Annotated in this window: 21 protein-coding genes; 11 read left to right on the top strand and 10 right to left on the bottom strand. The window is 54.1% G+C overall.

Annotated features, from left to right (window positions below; genetic code table 11):
* Positions 1-11: 11 nt before the first annotated feature.
* A complete protein-coding gene (locus P8T57_RS18435) occupies positions 12-212 on the top strand; it encodes a heavy metal-associated domain-containing protein (RefSeq protein WP_341363963.1) in 201 nt (66 codons plus the stop codon).
* Positions 213-278: 66 nt separating this feature from the next.
* Here P8T57_RS18435 and P8T57_RS18430 read toward each other — a convergent pair whose 3' ends face one another.
* Positions 279-1,484 carry an MFS transporter gene (locus tag P8T57_RS18430; protein ID WP_341363962.1) on the bottom strand — a complete coding sequence of 402 codons (1,206 nt, stop codon included), beginning with the start codon at positions 1,482-1,484 and terminating at the stop codon, positions 279-281.
* Positions 1,485-1,619: 135 nt separating this feature from the next.
* Here P8T57_RS18430 and P8T57_RS18425 point away from each other — a divergent pair, with 135 nt between their 5' ends.
* Complete coding sequence (locus tag P8T57_RS18425) at positions 1,620-2,378, top strand: helix-turn-helix transcriptional regulator (RefSeq protein ID WP_341363961.1); 759 nt, start codon at positions 1,620-1,622, stop codon at positions 2,376-2,378.
* Between the two features lie 201 nt (positions 2,379-2,579).
* On the opposite strand, the gene P8T57_RS18420 is transcribed toward P8T57_RS18425, so the two are convergent.
* Positions 2,580-4,244: a methyl-accepting chemotaxis protein gene (locus P8T57_RS18420; RefSeq protein ID WP_341363960.1), complete on the bottom strand. Its 1,665-nt coding sequence runs from the start codon at positions 4,242-4,244 to the stop codon at positions 2,580-2,582.
* Between the two features lie 653 nt (positions 4,245-4,897).
* On the opposite strand from P8T57_RS18420, the gene P8T57_RS18415 reads away from it, so the two are divergent.
* Positions 4,898-5,332, top strand: coding sequence for a helix-turn-helix transcriptional regulator (locus P8T57_RS18415; protein ID WP_341363959.1), 435 nt, complete (start codon positions 4,898-4,900; stop codon positions 5,330-5,332).
* Positions 5,333-5,508: 176 nt separating this feature from the next.
* On the opposite strand, the gene gatB is transcribed toward P8T57_RS18415, so the two are convergent.
* From gatB to P8T57_RS18380, 7 genes are all read right to left on the bottom strand, one after another.
* Positions 5,509-6,963, bottom strand: a complete 1,455-nt coding sequence (gatB, locus tag P8T57_RS18410; RefSeq protein WP_037987559.1) for an Asp-tRNA(Asn)/Glu-tRNA(Gln) amidotransferase subunit GatB — start codon at positions 6,961-6,963, stop codon at positions 5,509-5,511.
* 3 nt (positions 6,964-6,966) lie between these two features.
* Complete coding sequence (gatA, locus tag P8T57_RS18405) at positions 6,967-8,445, bottom strand: Asp-tRNA(Asn)/Glu-tRNA(Gln) amidotransferase subunit GatA (protein ID WP_317338191.1); 1,479 nt, start codon at positions 8,443-8,445, stop codon at positions 6,967-6,969.
* On the bottom strand, positions 8,445-8,735 hold the full coding sequence (gatC, locus tag P8T57_RS18400) for an Asp-tRNA(Asn)/Glu-tRNA(Gln) amidotransferase subunit GatC (protein WP_007089905.1): 291 nt from the start codon (positions 8,733-8,735) through the stop codon (positions 8,445-8,447). Before gatC ends, gatA begins: the two co-directional genes overlap by 1 nt.
* Positions 8,736-9,014: 279 nt before the next feature.
* Complete coding sequence (gene arcC, locus P8T57_RS18395) at positions 9,015-9,920, bottom strand: carbamate kinase (RefSeq protein ID WP_341363958.1); 906 nt, start codon at positions 9,918-9,920, stop codon at positions 9,015-9,017.
* 1 nt (position 9,921) lies between these two features.
* A complete protein-coding gene (argF, locus tag P8T57_RS18390) occupies positions 9,922-10,923 on the bottom strand; it encodes an ornithine carbamoyltransferase (RefSeq protein WP_341363957.1) in 1,002 nt (333 codons plus the stop codon).
* A gap of 40 nt (positions 10,924-10,963) precedes the next feature.
* On the bottom strand, positions 10,964-12,193 hold the full coding sequence (locus P8T57_RS18385; protein ID WP_341363956.1) for an arginine deiminase: 1,230 nt from the start codon (positions 12,191-12,193) through the stop codon (positions 10,964-10,966).
* A gap of 21 nt (positions 12,194-12,214) precedes the next feature.
* Complete coding sequence (locus P8T57_RS18380) at positions 12,215-13,675, bottom strand: YfcC family protein (protein WP_341363955.1); 1,461 nt, start codon at positions 13,673-13,675, stop codon at positions 12,215-12,217.
* A gap of 489 nt (positions 13,676-14,164) precedes the next feature.
* Between P8T57_RS18380 and ruvX the strand changes: the two genes are divergently transcribed.
* Positions 14,165-14,695 (top strand): Holliday junction resolvase RuvX, encoded by a 531-nt coding sequence (gene ruvX / locus P8T57_RS18375; RefSeq protein WP_063092955.1) that lies wholly within the window; start codon positions 14,165-14,167, stop codon positions 14,693-14,695.
* Between the two features lie 56 nt (positions 14,696-14,751).
* On the opposite strand, the gene P8T57_RS18370 is transcribed toward ruvX, so the two are convergent.
* Positions 14,752-15,579 carry a VOC family protein gene (locus tag P8T57_RS18370; protein WP_063092954.1) on the bottom strand — a complete coding sequence of 276 codons (828 nt, stop codon included), beginning with the start codon at positions 15,577-15,579 and terminating at the stop codon, positions 14,752-14,754.
* 251 nt (positions 15,580-15,830) lie between these two features.
* On the opposite strand from P8T57_RS18370, the gene P8T57_RS18365 reads away from it, so the two are divergent.
* From P8T57_RS18365 to rnr, 7 genes are all read left to right on the top strand, one after another.
* Positions 15,831-16,754, top strand: coding sequence for an AEC family transporter (locus tag P8T57_RS18365; protein WP_341363954.1), 924 nt, complete (start codon positions 15,831-15,833; stop codon positions 16,752-16,754).
* A 140-nt stretch (positions 16,755-16,894) separates the two neighbouring features.
* Entirely contained in the window at positions 16,895-17,854 is a 960-nt protein-coding gene (locus tag P8T57_RS18360; RefSeq protein ID WP_341365383.1) for an aspartate carbamoyltransferase catalytic subunit, read from the top strand.
* The gene (pyrC, locus tag P8T57_RS18355; RefSeq protein ID WP_341363953.1) at positions 17,851-19,188 is read left to right on the top strand and encodes a dihydroorotase; all 1,338 of its coding nucleotides are present in this window, start codon (positions 17,851-17,853) and stop codon (positions 19,186-19,188) included. The genes P8T57_RS18360 and pyrC overlap by 4 nt, the downstream gene beginning before the upstream one ends.
* A gap of 2 nt (positions 19,189-19,190) precedes the next feature.
* Positions 19,191-19,838: a glycerol-3-phosphate 1-O-acyltransferase PlsY gene (plsY, locus tag P8T57_RS18350; RefSeq protein WP_181849912.1), complete on the top strand. Its 648-nt coding sequence runs from the start codon at positions 19,191-19,193 to the stop codon at positions 19,836-19,838.
* 19 nt (positions 19,839-19,857) lie between these two features.
* On the top strand, positions 19,858-21,171 hold the full coding sequence (gene dprA / locus P8T57_RS18345) for a DNA-processing protein DprA (RefSeq protein WP_341363952.1): 1,314 nt from the start codon (positions 19,858-19,860) through the stop codon (positions 21,169-21,171).
* A 166-nt stretch (positions 21,172-21,337) separates the two neighbouring features.
* Complete coding sequence (topA, locus tag P8T57_RS18340) at positions 21,338-23,989, top strand: type I DNA topoisomerase (protein WP_341363951.1); 2,652 nt, start codon at positions 21,338-21,340, stop codon at positions 23,987-23,989.
* Between the two features lie 48 nt (positions 23,990-24,037).
* A complete protein-coding gene (rnr, locus tag P8T57_RS18335; protein ID WP_341363950.1) occupies positions 24,038-26,467 on the top strand; it encodes a ribonuclease R in 2,430 nt (809 codons plus the stop codon).
* Positions 26,468-26,474: the final 7 nt, after the last annotated feature.

The following is a 26,474-nucleotide window of genomic DNA, read 5'->3' as shown; positions in this document are numbered from 1 at the left end:
GAGCAACCGGAATGCTGAAACTGAAAGTCGATGAAATGAGCTGCGGCCATTGCGCTGCCACTGTTACCAAAGCTGTCGAGGGCGTTTCGGGCGTTGAAAAAGCCGATATCGACCTTGCAAAGGGTGAAGTAACCGTGACCGGCAATCCCGATGTCGCAGCCCTGATCACCGCCATTGACGATGCCGGTTATCCGGCCCGCGAACTGGCCTGATCGATCAAGATATCCACGCTGAAGGCCGCCCCGATGGGCGGTCTTCTGCGTTTCGGTTTCCAACATTCAGGCTTTGTCGACATGTTCGATATCAGGCAGGAAAATCGCAAGGAAACCGATGGCCGGCAACCATGCGCAAACCTGATAGACCAGCCCCAGCCCGAAATGATCGGCCATTACGCCAAGAATGGCGGCACCAATCCCGCCAAGCCCGAAGGCAAGACCAAAGAACAGACCGGAAATCATACCGATACGCCCCGGCACAAGTTCCTGCGCATAGACAACAATCGCCGAAAATGCCGATGACAGGATCAGACCGATGGCAATCGAGAGCATCACGGTCGCCCCCAATCCAACATAAGGCAGGATCAGTGCAAAGGGCAGTGCTCCAAGGATCGATCCCCATATCACTTTTTTGCGACCAATCCGGTCGCCCACCGATCCGCCGATCAGGGTTCCTGCCGCGACCGAAGCCAGGAAAATGAACAGATAAATCTGCGCATCGCCTTCGGAGAGCGGGAATTTTTCCATGAGGTAAAACACGTAATAGCTGGTGAAGCTGGCGAGATAGAACCATTTCGACAGCATCAGGCAGAACAGAACCGTCAAGCCGCCAATCACCTGGCGTCGGGCCGGAAGGTTTGCCACCAGATGAACAACACTCGGGCGTCGCACGGCATGGCCGTTGCGTTTATACCAACGCCCGAGCAGCGTCAGGATCACAACCCCGGCCAATGCGGCAAAGGCAAACCATGCCAGACTGCCCTGTCCGTGTGGCAGAACCACTGCAACCACCAGCAACGGCCCGATGGCTGAGCCGACATTGCCGCCCACCTGAAACAGCGACTGCGCAAAGCCATGCGCCCCGCCCGATGCCAGCCGTGCCAGACGCGAGGATTCCGGGTGAAAGATCGACGATCCCACACCCAGCATCGCACTGCCCATAAGCAGCACCGCAAAACTGGTTGCCGAGGACAGAACCAGAAGCCCCGCCATCGACATGCCCATGCCGAACGGCAAGGAATAGGGTTGCGGCCGACGGTCCGTGAAATGACCAATGAAAGGTTGCAGCAACGATGCTATCACCTGATAGGTCAGGGTCAATAGGCCAAGCTGCGCAAAGGATAGGTCAAAGCCGCCCTTGAACACCGGATAAGCCGCCACAAAAAGCGACTGGATCATATCGTTCAGCAAATGGCAAAAACTGGCTGCGCCCAGAACCGGCAAAACGGTTCGGGCCACTTGCGGACGTTTGAGAACGGCTTCGTTCATCGGGGACCTCATTGAAATGATATTAAACGCAAGCCTTGGTGCGTTGATCGTCATTATAAAAATTGCAAAACGGCCCACCACCGCGTTAGGGTCAATTTATTACGAGACTGGGCCAATCACGCAAGACAGGCATCGATGTCATCTTTTCGCGAAGTTCCAAGACCGGTTATCGCATTGGGTACGGATTATCCCGACGGTCATGTAATTGCCGCCCACCGCCATGAACGCGATCAGTTGCTATATGGCATGACCGGGGTTTTGATGGCATCAACCCCGCACGGCGCATGGATGATGCCACCCCAGCGCGGCATGCTGATCCCCGCCGGGGTGATCCACGAGGTTCGCCTGTTTGGCGATGTCAAAATGCGGTCGCTTTATCTGCGCCCAAACCGGCTTGGTGCGGCGGACAACCAATGCAGGGTGGTCGGCATCTCATCGCTGATGCGTCATTTACTGATCGAAGCGGTTGCCGTCCCGGCGGAATATGATATGGCGGGTCGTGATGGGGCGCTGATGGCGCTGATCGAACATGAAATCAAACGGTTGCCGGTCCTGCCACTGTCGCTTCCGCTACCGGAACAGGCCGCATTACGGGAAAAATGCCGTGCCTTTCTGGCATCGCCGACCCCGCATGAAACCATCGATGACTGGTGCCATCATCTGGGCATGAGCCGCCGAAGCTTTACCCGGCAGTTTCGCAAGGAAACCGGATCAAGCTTTGTCGAATGGCGTCAACAGGCCTGCATCCTAGCCGCCCTGCCAAGACTGGCCGCTGGTGAAGCCGTTACAACGATTGCGATGGACCTTGGCTATGACAATCCCGCCGCGTTCAGCAACATGTTCAAACGCATCCTTGGCGCATCACCGAGCGATTACCGGACTGCGGGCACGTAGGAAAATATTTCGCCTCTGAGCTTGCAAAAAAAATGGAACATCAGGATCACTTCATCGGGCACCAAGCAAATTGCACATAGAAAAATGGTTAAGCCCGCATGCTAAATCAGGCTTAACCATTGAAAGATAACGCCGAAACAAGATCGGTGGCATTCATAATACCATATCAGCGCCGAGCCTTGGCGAAACGCAGCAGACAGCCTAAGCAGCCTTTACCGCCGACAAGAAAGCTTCGACTTTCTGAAGCAGGATATCTGCCTGCTGAGACATATTATTTGAGGCAGAAAGTACTTGTTCGGCCGCAGCCCCGGTTGATGCCGCGGCTTGGTTGACACCGTGAATATTGGCCGTTACTTCGCCCGTACCCGCAGAAGCCTCCTGGACGTTCCGATTGATTTCATCGGTTGCGGCACCTTGCTGTTCAACCGCACTGGCTATTGCCGATGCAATTTCACTAATTTCGGTGATGGTTGTTCCGATGGAATCAATGGCAACAACAGCGCCCTCTGTTTCGCTTTGGATTGCGGTTATCTGATTTGTAATTTCCTCGGTGGCCTTGGAGGTCGCATTAGCAAGGTTTTTCACCTCGGCCGCGACAACGGCAAAACCTTTGCCTGCTTCACCTGCGCGGGCAGCCTCGATCGTGGCATTCAGAGCCAAAAGATTGGTCTGTGCCGCAATATCACTGATCAAACCGACAACATCACCAATTTTCTGAGCCGCTTCTGCAAGTCCACGAACCTGTGCATTCGTACTTTGCGCTTCCACAACAGCCTTATCCGCCACACGGGATGACTGGGTAACCTGATGGCTGATTTCAGAGATCGATGCACTTAGTTCTTCGGATGCGCTGGCAACGGTTTGAACATTATTTGATGCCTGCTCGGCCGCCGCAGCAACAACCGTTGACTGACGACTGGTTTCTTCCGCGGTTGCCGTCATTGACGTTGCAGTATGCTGCATTTCGGTCGCTGCATCCGAGACCGTTTTCAGAACGACCGATACATCACCTTCAAAATCACCGGTCAGTTTTTCGATCAACCTGGCGCGGGATTCACGCTGTTTCTGGGCTTCGACTTCCTGGGCGGCCAGTTCCTCTGCCTTGATCATGTTTTCTTTAAACACGAGCACCGCCTTGGCCATATCACCAATTTCATCCTTGTGATCCTGTCCGGGGATATCGACGGTTTTGTCGCCTCCGGCAAGAACCCGCATCGCGTTTGTAATGGTAATAATCGGACGCGAAATACCAACACCGATCAGCCACGCTGCTGCCAAACCGACCACCACAGCAATTGCAGAAATAATTGCGGCAAGCGAAATGGCAAAAGCGTTTTCTGCTTTTGCTCTAGGACCAATCTCATCCTGTTTGGCTTTGAAGGACAGTTTGAGTTCTTCGATGTCGCTTGCGACCTTTGGCCCCAGAACGTTCAGGGTCTTTTCAGCGATACGTTGTTGTTCCGCAGTATCCTTGGTTGCGCTTAACGCGCGAACCGCCGCAGCATAAGTCGCAATATCCTGATCCACAGCTTTCGCACTTTCGAGATAGTCAGGGTCTTTAACAAGAGACAAAAATTCGGCGTTAAGCTTTTTGGTTGTTTCCAATCTTTGATTTGCGTTTTCAAGTGCTTCAGGAGACTGCCTCATCTGAAAATTCAAAACCGAGACACGAGCTTCAAGCATATTGGCCTGAACACGTGAAGCTTGGTTTGATTGCAGTGCAATCTGCCGGTACTCGTTGAAATTACTGTCTGCATCCATCAATGCAATAACGCAGATCGCCGACACCGTGATCATCAAAACCAACATCACGCCAAAACCGCCAGCAACTTTGATGGCAATTTTAATTCGCTTTAGAAGCCCCATATTACTACCCCACACCCCAATAACTATCCTTTAGTATTGTTCCCCCAAAAAAGAACCACACATCTAGAGGGAGCCTTGATACAAAAGAATGAATTCATTTCACGCCGCAATCAGAGGAAACTGTTTCGCTCTGAGCAAAATTGTCCCATGCAATCAATGGCTTTGAATGAACATGACCTGCCCGCACGCAACCTGAGATGAAATATGCGACATTGCCTCAAGTCATCACGAAGGTTTTCTAAGGTTTCAGAATGCTTACAGGAAATAAACACTGTGCGACGATCATCCTGAGCACTTCGCCAAGCTGCGTATAATCACGTCTCAAACTTTGCTTGAGATTAACCAACACCCCAGTCGGAAAGTTAACAGTCAAGCGCAGATAGATCGCGAATGCCAAATATCGCCCGGGCAAAACATCGCTTATGCACGGATACAGGCGATCATTTCAGTTTGGCACTGAAGTTCACTCTGCACACACCATCAAAGACAGAGAAACAGTGGTACAAAAATGAACCAAAATCAAGAAAAAACACCTTTAGTGGTATTTTTTTAGACCATTAAACCCAAAAGTATCAATTTTGAGAATCTAAATAAATCAAAGGTTCATGTTTTTTTGATTCTTCACACTCCAATTCCATACAGGAACAGCAGTTATGATAACCAACCTTAGTGAGCGAATAAGAGAGGCAAGAAAGCATCTAGGGCTTAGTGCATCGGAAGCAGCAAACCTTGCCGGACTTACACGCAAATCGTGGGAACGTTACGAGCTGGACAAAAATGAACCAAAAGCATCATCTTTGGCTGTACTGGTTGATAAGGGCATAGACGCAAGCTGGCTGCTGACAGGAAGGGGCAGCATGCTGAGAAGCGAAGTGCTGGATCAAGCGCGCGTGATTGACCCCGATTTAATACGCATAATTCTCGAGGAAATTGAATCCTATCGCTCACAAAACAATAGGACATGGAGCATATCGGAGGCGGCTCGCGTTATTGTTCTAAGCTATGAAATGCTGCAAGCAGAAAGAGATCGGGGTATTGAGCCATCTCCAAGAAACCTGAACCTACTCTTACAGGCAGCAAATCTGTGATTTAACGACAAAAAGCTCAGGTGCCTCCCAATTCTACAAAAATATGTTTTATGAAATCTTCAGGCAACATTTGGCTCATTAACGTTGAAGATGATTAGCGACACATAGAACCCAACAAAAAGCCGCCTGTTTCAGATCGAAACGGGCGGCTTTTGGACATCTTCTGATGATTGAAATCAGCCGAGGATTTTGTCGCGGAGCATCTGGTTGACCATGCCCGGGTTGGCTTTGCCACCCGTGGATTTCATGACCTGGCCAACGAACCAGCCCAGCATGCGGTCCTTGCCGTCGCGGATTTCCTGAACCTTGTCCGGGTTGGCCGCAATGACTTCGTCGATTGCTGTTTCAATCGCACCGGTATCTGTGATCTGCTTCAGACCTTTTTCTTCGACGATCTTTTCCGGATCATTGCCGGTTTCGATCATGATTTCAAAGACGTCCTTGGCGATACGGCCCGAAATGGTGTCATCCGAAATCAGGTCCAGAAGTTTGCCGAGATTTTCGGCCGTAACCGGGCTTTCGGTGACGGGAACTTCCAGCTTGTTGAGCGCACCAAACAGGTTGGTGATCACCCAGTTCGCGGCAAGTTTGCCATCGCGGCCCTTGGCAACAACTTCGTAATAGGCGGCCTTTTCCTGATCGGCGACGAGAACACCGGCATCATAAGCCGACAGACCGTTTTCACGCATGAAGCGGGCTTTTTTCTCGTCCGGGAGTTCCGGCAGGGTCTTTTCGATTTCGGAAACGAATGCCTGATCGAATACTAGCGGCAGCAGATCCGGGTCCGGGAAATAGCGGTAATCATGTGCCATTTCCTTGGACCGCATCGAACGGGTTTCACCCAGACGCGGATCGTAAAGACGGGTTTCCTGAACGATTTCGCCACCGGCTTCGATGACTTCGACCTGACGCTTTGCTTCGATCTCGATCGCCTGCATCACATAACGGATGGAGTTGACGTTCTTGATTTCGCAACGCGTGCCAAATTCGGCACCCGGACGACGGACCGAAACGTTGGCATCGCAACGCATCGAACCTTCGTTCATGTTGCCATCGCATGTGCCAAGATAACGCACAATCGCGCGCAACTTGGTTAGGTAGGCACCGGCTTCTTCCGGGGTACGGATATCAGGCTTGGACACGATTTCCATCAGGGCAACGCCCGAACGGTTCAAATCGATATGCGAATATTTCGGGTCCTGATCGTGCATCGATTTACCGGCATCCTGTTCAAGATGCAGGCGTTCAATGCCAACCGATTTGGTCGAGCCATCAGGCATGTCGAGGATAATGGTCCCCTCGCCGACAATCGGTTTGTCGAACTGTGAAATCTGATAGCCCTGCGGCAGATCGGCATAGAAGTAGTTCTTGCGTGCAAAGACGCTTTCAAGATTGATCCTGGCTTTGAGGCCAAGGCCGGTCTTGACGGCCTGCCGCACGCATTCCTCGTTGATGACCGGCAACATGCCCGGCATGGCCGCGTCAACAAGGCTGACATTGGTGTTGGGATCGTTACCGAATGTGGTCGATGCACCGGAAAACAGTTTGGATTTGGAAACCACCTGACAGTGAACTTCCAGACCAACAACGATTTCCCAAGGGCCGGTTGAACCTTCGATGATATAGGTCATGGATCAGCCCTCCTGCCCGGCCGGTTTCGCGGTAAAGTTGGCGGCAGTTTCAAGCACACCACCGACACGCAGAACGGTTTCTTCGTCAAACGGTTTGCCAATCAGTTGCAAACCAAGCGGCAGACCTTCGGCAGACAGGCCCGTCGGAACGGACAGACCCGGAAGACCCGCAAGACTTGCCGGAACGGTAAAGACATCGTTCAGATACATTTTGACCGGATCGTCTTCGTTTTCACCAATAGCAAAGGCCGCCGACGGGGCGGTCGGTGCCAGAATGGCATCAACGGTGCCAAATGCGGTTGCGAAATCCTCGTAAATGCGACGACGGACCTTAAGCGCCTTGTTGTAGTAGGCGTCATAGTAGCCAGCCGACAGCACATAGGTGCCGATCATGATGCGGCGCTGGACTTCCTTGCCGAAACCGGCAGCACGGGACTTCATATACATGTCGTCCAGGCTGTCGCCTTCGTCCATGACGCGCTGGCCGTAACGCAGGCCGTCATAACGCGCAAGGTTCGAGGATGCCTCGGCCGGGGCAACGATATAATAGGTGCCAAGCGCGTATTTGGTGTGCGGCAGGGTCACATCGACCACTTCGGCACCCGCATCGCGCAGCATCGCAATACCGTTATCCCACAGCTTGTTGATTTCTTCGGGCATGTTATCGACACGGTATTCTTTCGGAATACCGATTTTCATGCCGCGAATGTCACCCGTCAGGGCGGCCTCGAAATCAGGAACCGCAACCGGGGCGGATGTGCTGTCCTTGGCATCGTGTCCGGCCATTGCGCCCAGCATGATCGCAGCGTCGCGAACGGTTTTGGTCATCGGACCAGCCTGATCAAGCGAGCTTGCAAAGGCGACAATGCCCCAGCGCGAGCAACGGCCATAGGTTGGCTTCAGACCGACAATACCGCAATAGGATGCCGGTTGACGGATCGAGCCGCCGGTATCGGTACCGGTCGCCGCCAGCGCCATGCCCGCAGCAACAGCAGCCGCCGAACCACCAGATGAACCACCCGGAACCAGATCCTTGCCATCCTTACCCTTCCACGGGTTGATGACATTGCCGTAATAGGACGACGTATTGGACGACCCCATGGCGAATTCATCAAGGTTGGCCTTGCCGAGCATCACCGCGCCGTTATTGAACAGGTTGGTGGTGACGGTGGATTCATATTCCGGTTTGAACCCTTCAAGGATGTGCGAGGCTGCGGTCGTCTGGACACCTTCGGTGCAGAACAGATCCTTGATCGCAATCGGCAGGCCTTCCATTTTGCCCGCGTCACCCTTGGCGCGCTTGGCATCGGAAGCCTTGGCCATGTCGATGGCCTTGTCCGGGGTTTCGGTGATGTAAGCGTTCAGATTACGGTGCGCTTCCATCGATTTGATGTGGGCTTCGGTCAGTTCGACCGACGTGTAATCGCCCTTTGCCAGCCCGTCACGGGCTTCAGCAAGCGTCAGATTTGTCAGATCAGTCATTATTCAACCACCTTCGGCACAACAAAACAGCCAGCATCGGTCATCGGTGCGTTTGACAGCACTTTTTGCTGGATATTGCCATCGGTGACTTCGTCCTTGCGCATCGGCAGGGTCAGATCGGCAACCGACGTCAGGGGATCACAACCCTCGACATCAACTTCTTGCAGTTCCTCGACGAAATCGAGGATACGGGTCAAATCTCCCGCCAGTTCGCCAAGCCCTTCTTCGGACACGTTGATACGCGACAGAAAGGCGATCCTGCGAACTGTTTCCTTATCCAAAGACGACATGGATGAAAGTCTCTCTTAAGGAATGACAAAACACCCGGCAAGCAGGCAGCCTGCCGGAACCTGAAATTACAGCGCGGAAACTAGCACCCCGCCGCCGCCGCTGCAAGGGTCGTTGCCGCCCTTTACTATGGGCTAGCATTGCCCGGTTTCGTGACCAACGTACCGCGCCATGCCGACGTTATTTGAACAAAAGAGAACGGACCGGCTCAAACCAGATGGATTTCTTCTCCGAAGAGGAGCCCGTTCAGGCTTCGTCACGCGATCATGGTTGCACCAGGTTCACAGCGAAATCCTGGTTCCGGCCTGCCCCTTCAAAATTTGACCTGCGTCCTCAAGACGACCGATCCCGGCCATCCTCCCTGCCGTGACAAAATCGGCTGCCGCAGTCACCTTGGGGGCCATCGACCCGTCAGGCAATGAAAGTGCGCGCGCCTCATCAGGGGAAAGCCTGTCAATCCGACAGGCATCTGGCGTCCCGAAATCACGGTAAACCCCGTCCACGTCGGTAAGCAGCAGCAAAGCATCGGCACCGATCTCCTTGGCGAGAAGAGCACTGGCGGCATCCTTGTCGATGACGGCTTCGATGCCGGTCAGGCTGCCGTCTTTTTGATAGACCACCGGAATACCGCCCCCACCCGTGCAAATAACGATAACACCATGCTTCAACAGCAATTGAATAACCGGGATGTCAGGTATTTCGACCGGCTTTGGGGAGGGAACGACCCGACGCCATTTATTGCCGTCCTGCGCAATGGACCAATGGCCTTTGTCAGCCTTCTCCTCGGCCTCTTCCTTGTCATATACGGGGCCGACGAATTTGGTCGGACGAGCAAAAGCCGGGTCCTTTTTATCGACAACGACCTGTGTCAGCAAAGCAGCAACCGGCAGTTCATGATTCAACGCATTTTCCAATTCCTGCTCGATCATGTATCCGATCATGCCTTCGGTTTCAGCCCCCAGAACGTCAAGTGGATATTCTTCTTCCGGACGATATGCGGCACCTTGCAAAGCCAGCAAACCGACCTGAGGCCCATTGCCATGCGTCAGAACAAGATGATGCCCATCGCGAACGATTTGGGCCAGCACCGTGGTAGCGCGCCGCACATTGGCGCGCTGCGTATTGGCCGTCATGGGTTCGCCGCGTTTAAGCAGAGCATTCCCACCAAGGGCTGCCACAACAAGCATGTTATCCTCCCAGTGTTGCGACCAAAACGGCTTTGATCGTATGCATCCGGTTTTCAGCCTGATCAAAAACAATCGATGCCGGGCTTTCGAACACCTCGTCGGTAACTTCCATCGCATCAAGGCCGAACTCTGCCTTGATTTCCGCCCCCACACTGGTGGTGGTATCATGAAATGCCGGAAGACAGTGCATGAAGCGCACATGCGGATTGCCCGTTTTGTCCAGAACGTCCTTGTTCACCTGATACGGACGCAGGATCTTGATCCGTTCGGCCCATTTTTCCTTGGGCTCCCCCATCGAAACCCAGACATCCGTGTAAACGAAGTCAACGTCCCTGACCGCCTCGTCAACATTTTCAGTGAGGGTCAGCTTGGCCCCGGTTTCACGCGCAACCGATCGTGCTTCTTGCTGAATGCTTTCGACCGGCCAACAGTTTTTGGGCGCACACAGGCGTACATCCATGCCCATCTTGGCACCACCAATCAACAGGCTGTTACCCATATTGTTGCCAGCATCGCCCAAAAAGGCATATCGGGTTTGGTGCAGCGGCTTTTCGACATGCTCCTGCATGGTTAGGAAATCTGCCAGAATTTGCGTTGGATGGAATTCATCGGTTAACCCGTTGAAAACCGGAACCCCCGCATATTGCGCAAGCGTTTCCACAACTTTCTGCCCAAAACCACGATATTCGATCCCGTCATAAATACGGCCCAGAACACGTGCCGTATCCTTGACGCTTTCCTTGTGGCCAATATGGCTTCCGGTTGGCCCAAGATAGGTCACGCGCGCGCCTTGATCATAGGCGGCAACTTCGAACCCGACCCGCGTACGCGTGGAATCCTTTTCAAAAATCAGCGCAATGTCCTTACCGGTCAAAGTCGGAACTTCGTAGCCGGCATATTTCGCCGATTTCAAATCCTTCGCCAGCTTCAACAGGAACTTGATTTCCTCACCGGAAAAATCGCTCAGGGTCAGGAAGCTACGGTTTTTAAGATTAAATGCCATTTTCAGGCTCCTTCGTTCTATGCAACCTGGGGCCTGGCCCCTACACCGGATCACGCATGGTTGGGCAGCTCATGCAATGCCCACCGCCGCGCCCCCGGCCCAATTCGGCGCCCGGTATGGCAAGAACCTTGATACCTGCGGCTTCAAGGGCGGCATTGGTATCGTCGTTTCGGTCATAACCGATGACGACGCCCGGACGCAGGGCCAGAACATTGTTTCCGTCGTTCCATTGTTCGCGTGACTGTTCGGCTTCGTTATTGCCGCCAGTCGGGACAACTTGCAGGGATTTATAGCCAAGAACCTCGGCAACGATGTCAAAGATGGGACGCGGATCGACACGGAAGTTCAGCTTGCCTGCTTCGGAACCGGGACGAATATCATAGCAAACCAGACCGTCAGCGACTTCCTTGAACGTCGTCACGACATCCCCTCCGCACAGGGTGAAAATCGTATCCAGATGCATGGCGGCACGTGATTTCGGAATCTGGAAGGCAAGGACACGTTCAACCACGTTATCGCGGAACAAAGCCTGCGCAAGTTGCCCCACCGCCTGTGGCGAAGATCGCTCGCCCATGCCAACCAGCACCGTGCCATTCCCGACCGGCATGATATCGCCGCCCTCCAGCGTCGCCAGACCATGATCGCGGGTTGGATCGCCCCAGTGGATGTTTGTCTTTCCCGAAAATTTTGGATGAAATTTGTATATTGCCGTATTAAGCAATGTTTCCGGTCGCCGTGCCGCCCAGAACATCGGGTTGACGGTAACCCCGCCATAAATCCAGGCACTGTTGTCGCGGGTAAACAGCGCATTGGGCAATGGCGGTAAAATGAAACCATGATGCCCCAGATAGCTGCCGAACAAGCCGGTCGGCTCAAAAGGCAACTCATCGACGGTCAACCCGCCCAGAAGGAGTTCCGCAAGGCTGGCAGCCGGAAGATCTTCCATCCAGCCACGCAATTCCGAAAGCGCGCCAACACCGATCTGATCGGCAGTGATGCGATGATCAAGAACCCAGGAACGGGCTTCTTTGATGGCAAGCGTTTCAGATAGCAGATCATTGACATCAAGGACTTCGACACCTTCGTTGCGCATGATACTGGCAAAGACATCATGATCCTTTTGGGCCTGCTTGACCCAAAAAACATCATCAAACAAAAGCTCCTGACAATTAGCCGGCGTCAAACGACGATGGGCCAATCCGGGGCGACAAACAACAACCTGACGCAACGTTCCGGTCTCAGAATGAACGCCGAGCATTTTTTCAGACATGACACTGTCCTTTCGGGGGACCTAAAGAGAAGTTCCGACACACAAAACGACAGTAATCATGACTGTCAGCATCAAAAGAAGCGGCCAGACAAATGCCAGCCAGCGGTCGTAAGACACCCGACCAATGGCGAGCCCGCCAACCACCACGGCAAATGTCGGATTGATCAGATTGACCAACCCGTTTGCCGACTGATAGGCGGTCACGATCAGATGCCTGTCGACCCCGGAAAAATCGGATAAGGGTGCCAGAATCGGCATCGACAGAACAGCCAGCCCCGATGACGACGGCACAAGGAAACTCATTCCCGCCTCGATCCAGAACATCAGGTTGATAAAAGCCAGATTGCCAAGCCCGCTCAGGCTGCCGACAGCCCCGTGCAGCAATGTGTCGGCAATCAGGCCGTTTTGCATGATCACCACAATCCCCCGAGCCAGCCCGACAACAAGGGCGACCCCCAAAAGATCGCGCGCCCCGTCGACAAAATGCCCCGTCACTTCTTTTTCGCCCATTCGCGCCAAAAGACCGATCACAATCGCAGAACCAAGGAACAGAGCCCCCATCTGGGCCATCCACCAATCCTGGGATGAAACGCCCCAGATCATCACCGCGAAGGTTAAACCGAACAGGATCAAGATCAGGCTTTGTTTACCAGTAAGGGTCGCACTGTCTGTTTGGGCGTTATGACCTTTCAGAAAGAAGGACCGGTGTGAATCCAGTTGCTTGGCAACAATCGATTTCGACGGGTCATTTTTCACCCGACCGGCATAACGCATCACATAAGCAATGCAGATGACCAAACCCAAAATCAGGATAACAAAGCGCAACACAATACCCGAAGTGAACGGAATATTCGCTGCGTTCGCCGCAATCACGGTGGCAAACGGATTTATGGTCGAGCCCAGAACACCGATACCGGCACCAAGCATGATGATCGCAACCGCGGTCACGGTATCGTAGCCCGCTGCAATCATGACCGGAATTAACAGACCATAAAAAGCCAGCGTTTCTTCCGCCATGCCATAGGTGGTCCCCCCGATGGCAAACAAGGTCATCAAAATAGGGATCATCCATATCTCGTGCCCTTTTAGCTTTTTCATCGCAGATCGAATACCGGTATCGATTGCACCGGTCGCGTTTACCACGCCCAGAAAACCGCCAAGGAAAAGAACAAACAGCGCCACATCAATCGCATTTGCGGCATAGCTATCAGGATCATAAAAACCGGCACCGGGTGCCAGCATGACATCAAAGAAGCCCTGCGGATTCGGATCGACTTCGTGATATGTACCGGGAACGGCAACCTCACGACCAATCGCCTCATTCATTTCCCGGTCATACTGCCCGGCCGGAATGACCCAGGTAAGAGCCGCGACAACAATAATCAGAGCACACAGGATCGTGTAGGCCGTGGGAAAATGGGACAACAAATCATGCTCATGTGTCTGTTCTGGCTTTGGCGATTTGTCAAGCTTGGACGGCATTGCAAACTCCTGCTAAATAACGAAAAACCAACAATGTTTTCAGGTTTCGTCTCAGAAAAACTGCAATCCAATCAGGATGGATATCCACTTATCCCATAAGCAGACGCCAAATTCATTGACATACATCTAAAAAATTGAATTCACAAAAAGTAAAACCATAATAAATTTTATGTAAAATTGAAATAAGAAAAATATAATCTATTTTTATTCTGATTTTATTATCAGAAGTACTTTATAAATTGAAATAATGGAAAATAAAAATTAAAATACCTTGAATTTACCTTCAACCAGCCATCCAGCACGTCCGCTTCCCAAATTGACTTCAACCTTATCAATCATGCGTTACAATCTGCGTTAAATCGCCTTATGGTGGATTTTCGGGCTGAATATGGCGTCATTTTCAAAAGCTAACAATTTGCCATTTGGCCTTTTGATCGATCAGAAATATTAGCTCTGGCACAGGACATAACTTACACCTATAAGGGCGCCATGATTTGCAATGACACACAGGAATTGCTGCGGTTTTTGACACCGGCAGCACGCGTTTTGGGGCTGGATCTCGGCACCAAAACCATTGGCGTGGCCCTTTCGGATGTCGGGCTACAGATCGCGTCCCCCTATTCGCTGATTTCGCGCAAGAAATTCACGCGTGATATTGCCGAACTTTCGGCAATCGTCACCAAGCAGAATGTCGGCGGCATCATCATCGGTTTTCCGCGTGAACTTGACGGCACGGTCGGCAAGGCATGCCACCGGGTTTATGCCTTTGTCGACGAAATGCAGAATTATATCGATCTGCCGATCCTGCTTTGGGATGAACGTCTTTCGACCAACGCGGTTGAACGCATCCTGATTGAAGATGTCGACATGACGCGCAAACGCCGGGCCCAGGTCGTCGATAAAACGGCTGCGGCCTATATCCTGCAAGGCGCGCTTGATAACCTTAATCTTCATACCGATCCGGGCGCAAACCCTGATGACGACGATGATGAAGATGAATTTGGTGACGAAGAAGCCTGATTTTCAGCCAAACGAAACCACTTGGTTTCAGAGTTTTCGATCAGCCGCCTGTTTGTTCAGGCGGCTTTTCCTTTGGCCGTAAAAACAATCAGTGTTCCGAAAAATTTCGAGGGCGGCAGGATCAGACGGCCCTTTTTATGGATTGCCCCCATGGACTGGGCGGCTTGGGCAATCGTGTCGAGCGTGTTGACGATGATTTCATAACCGGCAAAGCCATCGGTAGGGAAAGCCGGGTCGTCAATTCCGAACCGGGTGACCATTTCATCACTATGCAGAGCTGTGACGATCTTCTCGGTTCCGATTTCTTCGACGAAATCCGTAACCGCGTCCGCCGCCCAATGCGTGAGGAATACCTTGCCAATCGCATAGGCACCGTTGGCGTGGTTTTGATATTCCGGATAATAGAAATTCTGAGGCGGATGTCGATGCTGGCAGACAAAGGTCACCGCATGGCGCAACAGCGGATGATTGGCAAAGGCCAGCGAAAAGGCCAGATCGGTAAGCGAACCATCCGGGCGGGTTGCTTCGCGTTCGAACTTGAAAACACGGGGCACGGCGGCACCCGCGGCAATGAAATCCTCCCGGTCTTTTTCCGCATCGCGCGATTGCAGCGCCAGCATCGACATGCCTTCACGCTGGCGCAGATAATCTCGGTTATAAATCGGGAAGGAGAACGGCGCGGCAAGATCGGTTTCAGCGATTTTTTCCGGCTCGATCACGGCAAGCAATTCGATATACATGCCATCAAGCTGGATCAGGGCATTGCCAGTGCCAAACGGATGATTGGCACGCGGGGTGACGGTAAAACCCAGCTTGCGGTAAGCATCGCAGGCCGCATCGAGATCATTGACACATAGAACCAGATGATCGATTGCGCGACTCATGGGCTTTCCCCTGATTGCATTCCTGTTTGCAGTGCTAACAGCGCAGGAATTTCTTTCAATTGATAAATCAGTGCGTTGAACGCATTATCTGAGCGACATCCATTATCACAGGATGTCCGTGCAATGAAACAGGCAGTCTTGTCGATACGACGTCAGGCCGGACTGTTACAATGCAAACCATCACAGCAAATCACATAACAACCGATTAATAACTGCCCCATCGTGCGGCAAGATATTTTCGAAAGCGCCCCATGTTAGCCATCCTGTCCGCCCTGATACCGACCTTTGCCCTAATCGTGCTGGGCTTCATCCTGCGGCAACGCAAATTCCTGCCTGATGCGTTCTGGCCAGGGGCGGAAAAGCTGACCTATTATGTGACATTCCCGGCATTGCTGTTTTCCAATACAGCGCGCGCCGATCTGGGCAGCCTGCCACTAGCGGGAATTGCGACTGCGATGCTGGGCACGGTTTTCATATGCACCGTTCTTATCCTGATCGCCAAGCCGGTTCTGAAAGTCGGCAATCCGGCGTTTTCATCTCTGTTTCAGGGCGCCATCCGGCCCAATACCTATATCGGACTTGCCGTTGCCGCGGCCCTTCTGGGCGAAGCCGGTTTAACGGTGACCGCCCTGTGCGTTGCCCTTGTCGTGCCGACGGTCAATGTGCTGTCGGTTCTGGCCTGCGCGCATTGGGGGGATAATGACCGCACGCCCGGCGCGGTATCGCTTTTGCGCGATGTTCTGCGCAATCCGTTGCTGATGGCGTGTGTTCTTGGCATTGGGATCAATATGACGGGATTTGGCCTGCCGCCAGTGCTTGGACCGTTTCTGGAAGTTCTGGGGCGTGCGGCATTGCCGATCGGGCTTCTGGCGGTTGGTGCGGGGCTTGATCTTTCGGCGGCACGACGCGCCGGAGGGCCGGTCGGATTTTCCACGCTGGGCAAACTTGTCATCAGCCCGGCAATTGCAGCGGGGCTTTGCCTTTTGCTCGGCCTGCCGCAGGTCGAACTGGCGGCGGTTGTGCTGTATGCCGGATTGCCCTGTTCGGCGAGTGCGTTTGTGCTGGCGCGCCTGATGGGTGGTGACGCCCCGATGATGGCCAGCATCATTGCGGTTCACACGCTTGTCGCGATTGTCAGCATTCCGATCCTTGCGGTTTTGCTGCATGTGGTGTGATGTAAACCAAGCGAAATATTGACCATTCGGTCAGGATGTTGGGGCAATATTTTAACTTTCCGTGGCAGGGGCAATTGGGTATGCTCCGCGCGAAATTCTGCCCATACCATTTAAGGAATATGTGCAACGCCATGAGTGTCATGGGACCAGCGGCGGATCACTATCCGCACCCTCACCTCCTCGGTATCGAAGGTCTTACCCCGGGGGAAATCACCCTTATTCTTGATCGTGCGCAGCATTATGCGGAAAAGAACCGCACCGCAGACAAGACCAGCAACATTCTTGCCGGGGCCACGGTCGTCAATCTGTTCTATGAAAATTCGACCAGAACGCTGACATCGTTTGAACTTGCCGCCAAACGACTGGGGGCGATGGTCATAAACATGACGGTCGGCACCAGTTCGGTTAAAAAGGGTGAAACCCTGATTGATACGGCAATGACGCTCAATGCCATGAACCCCGATGCACTTGTGGTCCGTCACGGTGACAGCGGTGCGGTCAAGCTTCTGAGCGAGAAGGTCAATTGTGCGGTTCTCAATGCCGGGGATGGCCGCCACGAGCACCCGACACAGGCGTTGCTTGATGCGCTGACCATCCGCCGCCACAAGGGCCACCTGCATCGGCTTAATGTTGCGATCTGCGGCGATATCGCGCATTCGCGCGTCGCCCGGTCCAATATCCTGCTGCTTAATACCATGGGATCGCGCGTGCGCCTTGTCGCGCCGCCGACCCTGATCCCGTCAAAGATCGACCGGATGGGGGTCGAGATTTTCCATGACATGGAAGAAGGCCTTAAGGATTGCGACATCGTCATGATGCTGCGCCTTCAGCTTGAACGCATGGAAGGAAGCTTTATCCCGTCGGTCCGCGAATATTTCCATTTCCATGGCCTTGATCGCGCCAAGCTTGCCAATGCCAAGCCCGACGCGCTGATCATGCATCCCGGCCCGATGAATCGCGGGGTGGAAATCGACAGCGAAGTCGCCGACGACGTCGAACGATCCGTCATCCGCGAACAGGTTGAAATGGGGGTTGCGGTACGCATGGCCGCCCTTGAATTGCTGGTCCAGAACCACAGACAGGCAGGAGGCCAGGCATGACCCCAGCCATTCGCGTAAAGGGTACGGGCCGTAAGGCCATCATCAATGCCCGTTTGCTTGACCCGGCGGCACAGACCGACAGTACGGGCGGCATCCTGATTGAAAACAGCAAGATCATCGATTGCGGTGCGCAGGTCACCCGCGAAAACCTGCCCAAGGATTGCGAGATTGTTGATGCTGCGGGTGCGTGTCTTGCGCCCGGGCTTGTCGATATGCGCGCACAATTGCGCGATCCGGGGTTCGAACATCAGGAAACCATCGAAACCGCCGGTCGTTCGGCGGCAGCCGGCGGGATCACCACGATCATCGCACTGCCCAATACCGATCCGGTAATTGACGATGTGGCCGGTGTCGAATTTATCGCACGCCGGGCACGTAAGGTTGGCCTGGCCAAGGTTTTTGCCTATGGCGCGGTATCAAAGGGCATTGAGGGTGGCGAAATCACCGAGATGGGCCTTTTGCATCAGGCCGGTGCAGTGGCGTTTTGCGATGGCGTGAAAACCATCGCCAGTGCCCGGTTGCTGCGACAGGCGCTATCTTATTCGACTTTCTTTGACGGCATGATTGTCCAGCATCCCGAGGAACCGGAACTTTCCAGGGGGGCGTCGATGAATAGTGGCGAACTTGCCACGCGCCTTGGTCTTAGCGGTGTATCACCCCTTGCGGAAGTCATGCAGATAGAGCGCGATTTGCGGCTGGTTGAAATGACGGGCGGACGTTTGCATTTTGCCCATATCTCGACAGGAGAGTCGGTCGAGGTGATCCGCAAGGCCAAGAAACGCGGCCTTAAGGTCACGTGCGATACCGCCCCGTTCTATTTTGCGCTTAACGAAAATGCGGTTTCGGATTACCGGACCTTTGCCAAGCTGTCGCCCCCACTTCGGTCCGAAGACGACCGTCAGGCGATTGTGGCAGGCCTTGCCGATGGCACGATTGATGCCATCGCGTCGGACCATAATCCGCAGGATGTTGACTCCAAACGCCTGCCTTTTGCGCAGGCCGCCGCCGGTGGTGTTGGTTTTGAAACACTTCTGCCGATCACGCTAGAGCTTTATCATAACGGGCACATGTCGATGCTTGATGTGATTACCAAGCTGACAACCGCCCCTGCGGGACTGGTACGCATCAAGGGTGCCGGTACGCTTGAAATCGGGACAGCGGCCGATCTGGTGCTGTTTGATCCAGATCGCCCATGGAAGATCGATCCTTATCAGTTCGAGTCAAAATCGAAAAACTCGCCATTTGACGGCCGCCTTACCCAAGGCCGTGTCCTGCGCACCATCATTGATGGTCGCGAGGTTTTTGCCGATCCCTCTGTCGCGGAAGGCGCGTGAATATGGAACTTGATGCCACTTACAAGGCAACCCTGATGTCGCTGCAGATTGCGACCGTTTGCGGTTATCTGCTGGGCTCGATCCCGTTTGGCCTGGTTCTGACGCGGATGGCCGGACTTGGCGATATCCGCAAGATCGGATCGGGCAATATTGGCGCGACCAACGTACTGCGTACCGGCAACAAATTTCTGGCATTCCTGACACTTGTCGGCGATGTCGGCAAGGGTGCGGCAGCAGCCCTGCTATTTACCCATTTTGTCAATGCTGAGGCCGGTATTTTTGCTGGTGGTGCCGCGGTTGTCGGGCACATGTTCCCCGTATGGCTGCGTTTCAAGGGCGGCAAGGGTGTTGCCACCACCCTTGGGACCCTTGTTGCGGTCAACTGGATCATGGGGGTTGTCGCGGCAGCGACGTGGCTTGTCATGGCGCTGATTTTCCGCATTTCATCGCTTTCGGCCCTGATTGCGATGATTGCCGCCCCGATTGCGGCCTTCCTGATCGCCAATGATCCCGGTGCCGGATGGCTTGCAATCTTCCTTGCGGTGATTGTCTGGGCTGCACATCACAGCAATATCCGCCGCCTTCTTAAAGGCGAAGAGCCGAAAATCGGCCAGAAGAAAAAAGAAGCCGCAGCCACCAGCGAAGAATAAGCTATGCAGTTGGAATAGCTTGACGAAACAACGCCCGGATGATCACAATCCGGGCGTTATGGTTTCAAACATGCAACAACCGATACGATTACCGCAATCTGAACGCCTCGCACGTATGCGACTGGCGCGCAGTACCAATGTTGGCCCGGTCACATTCCGCAAGCTGGTCGAGCGGTTCGGATCGGCACGCAATGCCATTGATGTCCTGCCCGATATCATCGCGCGCACAGGTGGCAAACGACAGATTGTTCTGGCAACGCGCGAAGACACGATTGCCGAAATTGAACAAGCGCGCGCCTGCGATGCCAAGCCGGTGATTATCGGTGATCCGGAATATCCGGTGATGCTGGCCGCGATCGAGGATGCCCCACCCTATTTTTATGCGCTGGGTCGTGTTGAACTTTTGACCAGGCCAACCATCGGGATCGTCGGTGCCCGCAATGCATCGGCCAATGGGTGCGGTTTTGCACGGCGGTTATCCGCCGCCCTGTGCGACGCGGGATATGTTGTCGCATCGGGCATGGCACGCGGGATTGATGGCGCGGTTCATGATGCCTGCCTGCAAGTCGCAAATACGGATGGCGGCACCGTCGCGGTTCTGGGCGGGGGTGTGGATGTGATCTATCCGCGTGAACATGCCGATCTGTATCGCAAGCTTTGCGAAAATGGCTGCGTGATTTCGGAAATGCCACCGGGACTTAATCCGCAGGCACGGCATTTTCCAAGGCGCAACCGGATCATTTCCGGCCTGTCGCATGGCGTTGTCGTGGTCGAGGCCGGACGCAATTCCGGATCGCTGATTACCGCCCGATTTGCAGGAGAACAGGGACGTGATGTTTTTGCCGTTCCAGGCAGTCCGACCGATCCGCGTGCGGCAGGCCCCAACAGCCTGATCCGTGACGGGGCGATCCTGTGCGACTCCGTTGATGTGATTTTGGATGCCTTGCGTGTTTCCGAACAAAACAACCATCTGCGTGAAGGAATTCATCATTTTGCCATCGACGGCCGTGCGACAACCACAACCAGTTCATCAGATGATTTCAGCGACATCACCAAATCCATCGAACGCGATGCCCAAAGCGTGATCATCGTCGACACCCCGGAAAGCATTGATAACCAAGAAGAAACAGGGGTCCCTGCCCCGACCCGAAACGGAGACCGTGAAACGGACCATATACTTGAATTATTGTCGTCCAGTCCGCTTCTGATTGACCAGCTTATCCGGGCTTCTGGCATGCCTGCCGATGTGATTTCGACCATGCTGATTGAGCTTGAGCTTGCAGGAAGGGTTGAACGTCACCCCGGAAATAGGGTATCGCGTATCGCCGAATGAGTGTCGCAGACATCTGTGCTGCGACAATATTGTTGTGATTTGCCGCAATTTGCGCAATCTGATCTGAAATACGATCACACTATATATATGTGTCGGACATTCGGATCATTCGCAGCACGACATACATTTTCGCCCCAGGGCGCAAGAACCGGACACGAAAAACGTAATGAATCTTGTCATCGTCGAATCCCCGGCCAAAGCCAAGACGATCAATAAATATCTCGGTGACGATTACAAGGTGCTGGCCTCGTTTGGTCACATCCGCGATCTTCCGTCAAAAGATGGATCAGTTGATCCCGACAACGAATTTGCGATGGTCTGGGAAACCGATGGCCGTTCCGAAAAACAGATCCGCGAGATCGCATCGGCTGCACGCGATGCCGATACCATCTATCTCGCGACTGACCCGGATCGCGAAGGGGAAGCGATTTCATGGCATATTCTGGAAGTTCTGGAACAGAAAAAGCTTTTGCGCGGTCGCGATATTCATCGCGTTGTGTTCCACGAGATCACGAAAAAAGCGGTTACCGACGCGATTGCCAATCCGCGCGAGCTTAATCAGGAACTGGTCGATGCCTATCTGGCGCGCCGTGCCCTTGATTATCTGGTGGGCTTTAACCTGTCGCCGGTTCTGTGGCGCAAATTGCCCGGATCACGGTCGGCCGGTCGTGTTCAGTCGGTCGCCCTTCGCCTGATTTGCGAGCGCGAGATTGAGATCGAAGCATTCCGCCCCGACGAATACTGGTCACTCGAAGCCGGTTTCAAGGTGCCTGAGGGCAACTTCACCGCGCGTCTGACTCATCTGAACGGTGAGAAGCTTGATAAGCTGGCACTGGGCAATGAGGGTGCAGCGACGATTGCCAAGGAAAAGGTCGAAAGCCGCAGCTATACGGTTTCAAAGGTCGAGCGCAAAGATGTCAAACGTCGTCCGCAGCCGCCTTTCACCACCTCGACCCTGCAACAGGAAGCGTCACGCAAGCTGGGCTTTGGCGCGAAACGCACCATGCAGTTGGCACAGCGCCTTTATGAAGGGGTTGATATCGGTGGCGAGACAGTTGGCCTGATCACCTATATGCGTACCGATGCGGTCGTGCTGTCGGGCGAGGCACTGGCAGCAGCACGCCGCCTGATTTCCAAGGATTACGGTGAAAATTACCTGCCACCAAGTGCGCGCAGCTTTGCCAACAAGGCCAAGAACGCGCAGGAAGCCCACGAAGCCATCCGCCCGACGGACCTGTTCCGTCGCCCTGATCAGGTTGCGCGTCACCTGGATAAGGATCAGCTTGCGCTTTATACCCTGATCTGGAAACGCACCGTCGCCTGCCAGATGGAAGATGCCAAATTCGATCAGGTCGCGGTTGATCTGTCATCGAATGACAATCACGTGGTTCTGCGCGCCAATGGTTCGGTCGTGAAATTCGACGGTTTCCTGAAACTGTATCAGGAAGGCAAGGATGACGAGGCAGAAGACGAAAATGATCGTCGTCTGCCACCTTTGAACGAAGGCCAGAAGCCCGATCTTGGCAAAGTCAGTATCGACCAGCATTTCACACAGCCCCCGCCCCGTTATACCGAGGCGAGCCTGGTCAAGAAAATGGAAGAACTGGGGATTGGCCGTCCGTCGACCTACGCATCGATCATTTCGGTGTTGCAGGATCGCGATTATGTGACGCTGGACAAGCGCCGCTTTATCGCACAGGACCGCGGTCGTCTGGTCACGGCGTTCCTGTCGAAATTCTTCGAACGTTACGTGCAGTACAACTTTACGGCCGATCTGGAAAACCAGCTTGATGACGTTTCAAACGGAAGCCTTGCATGGCGTGATGTGCTGAACCAGTTCTGGTCGGCCTTCAAGGGCAATGTTGACGAAGCCAAGGAACTGAAAATCACCGATGTGCTTGATGCGCTTCAGGTGATGCTGGAAAATTACCTGTTCCCGACGCGCGAAGATGGTACGGACCCGCATAAATGCCCGAAATGTTCCGAAGGGACGCTGAGCCTCAAGCTTGGTAAATTCGGCGCATTCCTTGGCTGTTCGAATTATCCGGAATGCAACTTTACCCGTCCGCTGGTTGCCAATGAAAATGGCGGTGATTCCGAACTTGATTCCGGGCCCAAGGTGCTTGGCATCGACAAGGAAACCGGCAAGGAAATCACGCTGCGCAAAGGGCCGTATGGCGTTTATGTGCAACTGGGTGAAGAAGAAGAAGTTGAAGGCAAGAACGGCAAACCCAAAAAGGTCAAGCCGAAGCGGACGTCGCTTCCGAAAGGTCTGGAGCCATCGGTTGTCGATCTGACCAAGGCGGAAGAATTGCTGACATTGCCGCGTCTGGTGGGCGTATTCCCCGATACGGGCGAGGAAATTAAAGCCAATGTCGGCCGTTTTGGCCCCTATGTTCAGGCGGGCAGCATTTTTGCATCGCTTAAGGCCGAGGATGACGTTCTGACGGTTGGAGAAAACCGTGCCATTGCCCTGATTGCGGATAAGCGCGAAAAAGCAGGCAAGGAAATCGGCAAACATCCCGATGACGGCGAACCAATATTCCTAGCCGATGGCCGCTGGGGTCCGTTTGTCAAACACAAGAAAACCAATGCCAATCTGCCGCGTGACACCAACAAGGAAGATGTCACGCTGGAAATGGCCATTGCGGCACTGAAGGAAAAGGAAGCCAAATCGGGAAAACCGGCCAAGGCAACCAAAACCGCAGCAAAGAAAACAACGACGAAAAAATCGGCAGCCAAGAAGCCAGCCGCCAAAAAGACCGCTGCAAAGAAAACCGCAGCGAAAAAAACAATCAGGAAAGAGGCGGCGAACTAATCGCCGCCTTCCTTTTCTTGACGATATATTTGAAAGGACGCCGCGAAGTTGGCGAACGACACAGAAAATAAAACCCCGTTCCCCACACGGGAACAGATCATGGAATTCATCGATATGAGCCCCACCCCGGTGGGCAAGCGCGAAATTGCGCGCGCCTTCAACATCAAGGGTGCAGCGAAGATCGAGCTTAAAAAGATCCTGAGGGATCTGAAAATCGGTGGTGACGTGGTCAAGGGCCGCAGACGGTTTGACAAACCCGACCGCCTGCCGCCGGTTGAAGTACTGGAAATCATCGGCATTGATGATGATGGCGAGGTAATTGCCCGTCCCAATGTCTGGAAAGAAGATTACGAACCACCGGTCATTTACGTGAAAACGATCCGGCGTGGCGGACCAAGCGCACCGGGAATTGGCGATAAAATCCTTGCCAAACTGCGCTATACCGGCAAGCAGACCTATGAAGCCAGCATCATGCGGGTTCTGGGCAGCGGCCCGCAACGCGTTCTGGGCATTTTCCGCCCCAATGAACGCGAAGGCCGGGTTGTGCCGACAGACCGCAAGGATAGCGGCGAGATCGCCGTGCCGCTGGATGACCATCCCGATCTTGAAGGTGGTTCGCTGGTTCTGACCGAAATTCTCCCAGGCAAGCATTTTGGCCTGCGCAAAGGCCGGATTACAGAGGTTCTGGGCAATATCAACGAACCGAAATCGATCAGTCTGGTATCGATCCATGCGCGCGGTATTCCGTTTGAATTCCCGCCCGAGGTCGAATTGCAGGCGCGTGAGTCCAAGGCAACACCAATGGGCAAGCGCACCGATCTGCGCGATATTCCGCTGGTGACGATTGACGGTGCGGATGCGCGCGACTTTGACGATGCTGTCTGGGCCGAACCCGATCCTGATCCGGAAAACGAGGGCGGCTGGCACATCATGGTCGCGATTGCCGATGTGTCCTGGTATGTACGCCCGCACGACGCGCTCGACCGTGAAGCGGTAAAGCGCGGCAACAGTTGCTATTTCCCGGACCGGGTGGTGCCGATGTTGCCGTTTGAATTGTCAAACGGCTGGTGTTCGCTGGTACCGCATGAAGATCGCGGCTGTATGGCCGTCGAGATGTGGTTGAACCGGCACGGCACCAAACTGCGACACAAATTCTGTCGCGGAATGATGCGATCAGCAGCACGCCTGACTTATGATCAGGTTCAGCGCGCAATGGATGGTTATCCCGACGACACAACGGGGCCATTGCTTGAAACCATTATCAAGCCGCTTTACGGGGCGTATGAGGCGTTTCTTGAAGCCCGCAAAGGGCGCGGTGTTCTGGAACTTGATCTTCCGGAACGCAAGATCGAGCTGAATGACAAGGGCCAGATCATTGCCATTGCCCCACGGGCACGCTTTGACAGCCACAAGCTGATCGAGGAATTCATGGTCGCGGCCAATGTCTGTGCGGCCGAGGAACTTGAACGGATCAAGCAACCCTGCATGTATCGTATTCACGATGCGCCAAGCGAGGAAAAGCTTGAGGCCCTTCATGAATTCCTTGAAGGGGCTGGATACAAGCTGAACAAGGGGGCGGTCCTGCGCCCGCGCGATTTCAACCGCATCCTTGAACAGGCCAAGGACACCCCGGAAGCCGAGCTGATCAACACGGTCGTGCTGCGTAGTCAGTCACAGGCCATGTATAGCCCGGACAATATCGGGCACTTTGGTCTGGCCCTTAAGAAATATGCCCATTTCACATCCCCGATCCGACGTTATGCCGATCTTCTGGTGCATCGCGCACTGATTGCGGGCCTGAAACTCGGCGAAGGCGGATTACCGCCCGAAGATGGCGAACGGTTCGAGCAGATCGGCGAAGACATTTCCGGCACCGAACGACGGGCGGCCATGGCCGAACGTGATGCGGTTGACCGGTATGTCGCGGCCTATATGGCCGACAAGGTCGGCGCGGAATTCCCCGGACGTGTTTCGGGGGTCACGCATTTTGGCCTGTTCGTATCGCTTCAGGAAACCGGTGCCGATGGTCTCGTCCCGATTTCCACCCTGCCCGATGATTATTATGTGCATGATGCCATCGGACATGCATTGGTCGGGCAAAATCGCGGCAAGACATTCCGTCTGGGCGATGATGTTGTTGTCCGCATTGCCGAGGCGGATGCAGCAACCGGATCGCTTGCGCTGCGTCTGGCGGGACATGCCGATATCACCGACCGGGACCTGATCGAACGGCCGCGTGGACGTGGCAAGCGCCGTGGCAGCCCCGGTGATCGCAGCCACCGTCACGGCACCAAACCGGGTTTCCGCGCCAATCCAAAGGATAAAAGCGGTGCATCTGGTGGTGGCCCCCGTGGGGGAAACCCGGGCAGCAAGCCTGGTGCCAAGGCTGCAGGCAAGAAGAAAACCACACCCAAAAAACAGCGCAAGCTGGTGGCATCAAGCCGGGTCGCACGCAACACGACCAAACGCGATAGTTAAAGAAAAA

Origin of the sequence: Thalassospira sp. SN3W (assembly GCF_038070535.1) — a bacterium.
Lineage (GTDB): Bacteria > Pseudomonadota > Alphaproteobacteria > Rhodospirillales > Thalassospiraceae > Thalassospira > Thalassospira xiamenensis.
Note: the sequence above shows the minus strand (reverse complement) of the source record. Positions and strands in the feature narration are given on the sequence as shown.

Coding starts and splice junctions, on each gene's coding strand:
- P8T57_RS18415 (WP_341363959.1), top strand. CDS start 4,898: ATGATAACCAACCTTAGTGAGCGAATAAGAGAGGCAAGAAAGCATCTA.
- P8T57_RS18385 (WP_341363956.1), bottom strand. CDS start 12,193: ATGTCTGAAAAAATGCTCGGCGTTCATTCTGAGACCGGAACGTTGCGT.
- pyrC (WP_341363953.1), top strand. CDS start 17,851: ATGACCCCAGCCATTCGCGTAAAGGGTACGGGCCGTAAGGCCATCATC.
- gatC (WP_007089905.1), bottom strand. CDS start 8,735: ATGTCGTCTTTGGATAAGGAAACAGTTCGCAGGATCGCCTTTCTGTCG.
- argF (WP_341363957.1), bottom strand. CDS start 10,923: ATGGCATTTAATCTTAAAAACCGTAGCTTCCTGACCCTGAGCGATTTT.
- P8T57_RS18380 (WP_341363955.1), bottom strand. CDS start 13,675: ATGCCGTCCAAGCTTGACAAATCGCCAAAGCCAGAACAGACACATGAG.
- P8T57_RS18430 (WP_341363962.1), bottom strand. CDS start 1,484: ATGAACGAAGCCGTTCTCAAACGTCCGCAAGTGGCCCGAACCGTTTTG.
- P8T57_RS18425 (WP_341363961.1), top strand. CDS start 1,620: ATGTCATCTTTTCGCGAAGTTCCAAGACCGGTTATCGCATTGGGTACG.
- P8T57_RS18370 (WP_063092954.1), bottom strand. CDS start 15,579: ATGAGTCGCGCAATCGATCATCTGGTTCTATGTGTCAATGATCTCGAT.
- P8T57_RS18435 (WP_341363963.1), top strand. CDS start 12: ATGCTGAAACTGAAAGTCGATGAAATGAGCTGCGGCCATTGCGCTGCC.
- ruvX (WP_063092955.1), top strand. CDS start 14,165: ATGATTTGCAATGACACACAGGAATTGCTGCGGTTTTTGACACCGGCA.
- P8T57_RS18420 (WP_341363960.1), bottom strand. CDS start 4,244: ATGGGGCTTCTAAAGCGAATTAAAATTGCCATCAAAGTTGCTGGCGGT.
- arcC (WP_341363958.1), bottom strand. CDS start 9,920: ATGCTTGTTGTGGCAGCCCTTGGTGGGAATGCTCTGCTTAAACGCGGC.
- gatA (WP_317338191.1), bottom strand. CDS start 8,445: ATGACTGATCTGACAAATCTGACGCTTGCTGAAGCCCGTGACGGGCTG.
- P8T57_RS18365 (WP_341363954.1), top strand. CDS start 15,831: ATGTTAGCCATCCTGTCCGCCCTGATACCGACCTTTGCCCTAATCGTG.
- plsY (WP_181849912.1), top strand. CDS start 19,191: ATGGAACTTGATGCCACTTACAAGGCAACCCTGATGTCGCTGCAGATT.
- topA (WP_341363951.1), top strand. CDS start 21,338: ATGAATCTTGTCATCGTCGAATCCCCGGCCAAAGCCAAGACGATCAAT.
- P8T57_RS18360 (WP_341365383.1), top strand. CDS start 16,895: ATGGGACCAGCGGCGGATCACTATCCGCACCCTCACCTCCTCGGTATC.
- gatB (WP_037987559.1), bottom strand. CDS start 6,963: ATGACCTATATCATCGAAGGTTCAACCGGCCCTTGGGAAATCGTTGTT.